Genomic DNA, 3640 nt, shown 5'->3' with positions numbered 1-3640 from the left:
GCGATGCCTCAAATACCAGTCCCCAAACGACGCCCTCGCTAATCAGACGGAACTCAACACCTTCGCCGGGGAACAGCATCCATGGGTCATCCTCACGCACGTTAGCCCTGCGCCCTACCCGACCTGCGCCAGCATCCACGCCCGAAACTGCGCGACGGCGGGGCTGGCCAGAGGATCGGCGGGATAGGCCAGATAATAGGCCCGCTCGCTCGACAGCGGACGGGCAAAGGGGACGACCAGCGTCCCCGCATCCAGTTCCGGCCGGATCAGGAAGCTGGGGATCAGCGCCACACCCGCGCCTGCCGCCGCCGCCTGCGCCAGCATCAGGAAATGTTCGAATGTCGGGCCGGGGTGCAGCGCGTCCGCGTCCACCCCCGCCGCCGCGAACCAGCGCGGCCAGGCATCGCGCCGCGAACTTTGGCTGAGCAGCGGTGCATCCAGCAGGTCGATGGGCGCACGCAACGGATGCACCGTCAGCCAGCCCGGCGCGCATACCGGCACGACATCCTCACGGAACAGGAAATCCATCGCGACGCCGGGCCATTCCTGCGGCAGGCCGAAATGGATCGCTGCGTCGAAATCCTCCTGCGCGAAATCGAACGGTTCCGAGCGCGCCGCGAAATCCACCACCAGTTGCGGATGCTTCGCGCTCAGATGCGGCAGGCGCGGTGCTAGCCAGCGCATACCGAAACTGGGCAGCGTCGCGATCCGCAAGGCAGACCCCGCCCGCCGCTGTGCCGCCGCGCGGGTCGCGCGCCGGATGCCGTCGAGCGCAGGCGCAAGTTGTACGGCATAGGCGCGCCCGGCCTCATTGAGTTGCACCCGCCGCCCGATCCGGTCGAACAACGGCCGCTGAACCCGCTCCTCCAGCAAGGCGATCTGCCGACTGACCGCGCTCTGGGTCAGGCCGATCTCGTCGCCTGCGCGCGAGAAGCTTTCATGCCGCGCCGCCGCCTCGAAACTGGCGAGCGCCGTCATCGACGGCAGCCATTTGCGCCCCTCACTCATTCCAAAATCGCATCAACTGATGAAGGCTCCCCGTTTGCATCACCCATCCTATCCTGCGATACTGGCTGCGTCACCGGGAGCCTATCCATGTCGAATGAGAATATACCTGTCATTGCCGCCCTGACCAAAGCCGTGCTGGGCGATATGGACGGCCAAAAGGCGCTCGATGCGCTGCACATCGCCCCTGCCCTGCTGGCCGAGCGCGGCCCCACCGTGACGCGCGCCGCCTTCGCGATGGCTATGAACGTTTCGCTGTTCGATAATCTGTTGCGGCGCGTGCCGAGCGGTGCGGCTTATGTCGCCGACACGCTGGCGCAGGGCCGCCGGGTAAACTTCGATCATGGCGCGCTCCGCACCATCCGCCTGCCCGATGGCCCCACCGGCGCGCTGCCCGGCGGCGAAGACGCCTTCACCCGTATCTTCGTGCCGCTCGGCTATCGCATGGCCACCGTCTATCCGCTCGACCGGCTGAAAATGACCGGCCGCGCCTACACCCATGCCGACCATCCCGACGCGATTCCGCAATTCTTCCTGTCCGAACTGCATGTCGACCGCTTCGATGCCGACTTTGCCGATGCCGCCGCGCGCCTGTTCGGCACCTCGCGCGATCCGCTCGATGCGCAGGCGCTGGCGGTGCTGGACGATTTTGCGGCGGGCCGGTCCGTCTCCTTCGCCGACGCCGTGGCGGCGCTGCCCACCATCCTCTCGGCCTTCGACCGTCAGCATGATGCGCCCGATTTTGCCGACTATCAATTGCTGCTCTCCCGCTCCAACGAAGCCGCCTGGATCGCGACCGAGGGCAATGCCTTCAACCACGCCACCGACCGGGTCGCCGATGTCGCCGCCTTGGCCGATCGACTGCGCGCCGCTGACCACCCGATCAAGGACCGGCTGGAAATTTCCGCTACCGGCCGCGTGCGCCAGACCGCCTTGCGCGCCGACAGCGTCGAGCGGAGCTTTGCCGATGGGCAGGTCCGCGCCGTCCCTGGCTCCTTCTTCGAGTTCATCAGCCGCGACATCGATCCGGCAACAGGTCAGCTCGACCTCGCCTTCGACACCGGAAACGCCACCGGCATTTTCGCCATGACGCGCGCAGGAGCATGACCGCCATGTTGCAATCCTTCGATCCCGCCTCGCGCGCCCTCGTCTGGGAAGGCCCGGTCGCCGATGCCGCCGCCTGCCATGGCGCGATCGCCACCGCCCGCGCCGCCCTGCCCCAATGGCGCGCGCTGCCCGTGGAGGATCGCGTCGCCGTCGTGCGCCGCTATGCCGCCATTCTAGCCGAACGGCGCGCTGCGCTGGCTGAACTCATCTCGCGCGAAACCGGCAAGCTATTGTGGGAAAGCGACGCTGAAATCGGGTCGATGATCGCCAAGGTCGATGTCTCGATCGCCGCCCATGCCGAACGCACCGGCGAACGCGCCGCCGCCATGCCTTTCGGTCGCGCGGTCCTGCGCCATCGCGGCCATGGCGTGATGGCGGTGCTTGGCCCCTATAATTTCCCCGGCCATTTGCCCAACGGCCATATCGTCCCCGCCCTGATCGCGGGCAACGCCATCGTCTTCAAGCCATCGGAAATCACCCCTGCCACCGGCGCGGCGATGGCCGATGCCTGGGCCGCTGCTGGCTTGCCGGACGGCTTGCTGACCGTCGTTCAGGGCGGACGCGCCACTGGCGAGGCATTGGTCGCGGGCGACATTGACGGATTGCTGTTCACCGGATCGGCAGGCGCTGGCGCAGCCCTGCGCCGCGCGCTGGTCGATCGGCCCCATGTCATCATGGCGCTGGAACTGGGCGGCAACAATCCGCTGATCGCCTGGGACAGCCCGGAGGCCGCCGCGTCGATCATCGTCAATTCCGCTTTCATCACCACCGGCCAGCGCTGCTCCTGCGCCCGCCGCCTGATCGTGCCCGAAGGCGCGACCGGCGACGCGATCGTCGAGGCGGTCGATGCCATGGCCGCACGTTTGCCCATCGCCGCCTGGAACGAAGCGGGCGACGCGTTCATGGGGCCGCTGGTGTCGGACGCGGCCGCCGCTGGTGCCCATCGCGCCGTTAGCGACCTGATCGCGCGTGGCGCGCGGGTCATCCGTCCGTTCGGCGGGGTGGAGGGCCGCAGCGCCGCCTTCGTCACGCCCGCCTTGCTCGACGTGACCGGCGTGGACACGCCCGATGCGGAAATTTTCGCGCCCGTCCTGTCGATCGTCCGGGTGCCCGACTTCGATGCCGCCATCCGCGCCGCCAACGCGACCAGCTTCGGCCTGTCGGCGGGGCTGATTGCGCAGGATGACCAGCTATGGCAGCGGATGGTGGAGGAAAGCCGGGCGGGCGTCCTCAACCGCAATCGCCCGACGACCGGCGCGGCAGGCAACATGCCCTTTGGCGGCCTGGGCGCGTCGGGCAATCACCGCCCGAGCGCCTATTATGCCGCCGATTATTGCGCCTATCCCATCGCCAGTTTCGAGGCAGAGGCAGTGCAGGCCGTCCCAGTGACCGGCCTGTCCTGAACCGCCACGACAAGCCCCAAGCGCAATCAGCCGATGCGGTGCAGCCCGCATAATTTATTACCGGCGGGATCGCGCAGATAGGCAAGGTATAATTTGCCAAAAGGGCTCTCACGGACGCCCGGCGG

Annotated in this window: 3 protein-coding genes and 1 pseudogene; 2 read left to right on the top strand and 2 right to left on the bottom strand. The window is 67.6% G+C overall.

What is annotated here, in order from left to right; genetic code table 11:
- Positions 1–114: 114 nt before the first annotated feature.
- A complete protein-coding gene (gene gcvA, locus IL54_RS19115) occupies positions 115–1008 on the bottom strand; it encodes a transcriptional regulator GcvA (RefSeq protein ID WP_037479582.1) in 894 nt (297 codons plus the stop codon).
- Between the two features lie 87 nt (positions 1009–1095).
- Between gcvA and IL54_RS19110 the strand changes: the two genes are divergently transcribed.
- Positions 1096–2112 carry a 2-oxoadipate dioxygenase/decarboxylase family protein gene (locus IL54_RS19110; RefSeq protein WP_037479580.1) on the top strand — a complete coding sequence of 339 codons (1017 nt, stop codon included), beginning with the start codon at positions 1096–1098 and terminating at the stop codon, positions 2110–2112.
- Positions 2109–3515 (top strand): succinylglutamate-semialdehyde dehydrogenase, encoded by a 1407-nt coding sequence (astD, locus tag IL54_RS19105; RefSeq protein ID WP_037479567.1) that lies wholly within the window; start codon positions 2109–2111, stop codon positions 3513–3515. Before IL54_RS19110 ends, astD begins: the two co-directional genes overlap by 4 nt.
- Before the next feature lie 26 nt (positions 3516–3541).
- Here astD and IL54_RS25515 read toward each other — a convergent pair.
- A pseudogene (locus IL54_RS25515) lies at positions 3542–3640 on the bottom strand (VOC family protein); the annotation flags it as partial.

The sequence above is a fragment of the Sphingobium sp. ba1 genome, from assembly GCF_000743655.1.
In the GTDB taxonomy this organism is placed as follows: Bacteria; Pseudomonadota; Alphaproteobacteria; order Sphingomonadales; family Sphingomonadaceae; genus Sphingobium.
This window is presented reverse-complemented; position numbering and strand designations above follow the sequence as displayed.

Bases quoted from the DNA above. Each gene is read 5' to 3' on its own strand.
- gcvA (WP_037479582.1), bottom strand. From the start codon at position 1,008: ATGAGTGAGGGGCGCAAATGGCTGCCGTCGATGACGGCGCTCGCCAGT.
- IL54_RS19110 (WP_037479580.1), top strand. From the start codon at position 1,096: ATGTCGAATGAGAATATACCTGTCATTGCCGCCCTGACCAAAGCCGTG.
- astD (WP_037479567.1), top strand. From the start codon at position 2,109: ATGACCGCCATGTTGCAATCCTTCGATCCCGCCTCGCGCGCCCTCGTC.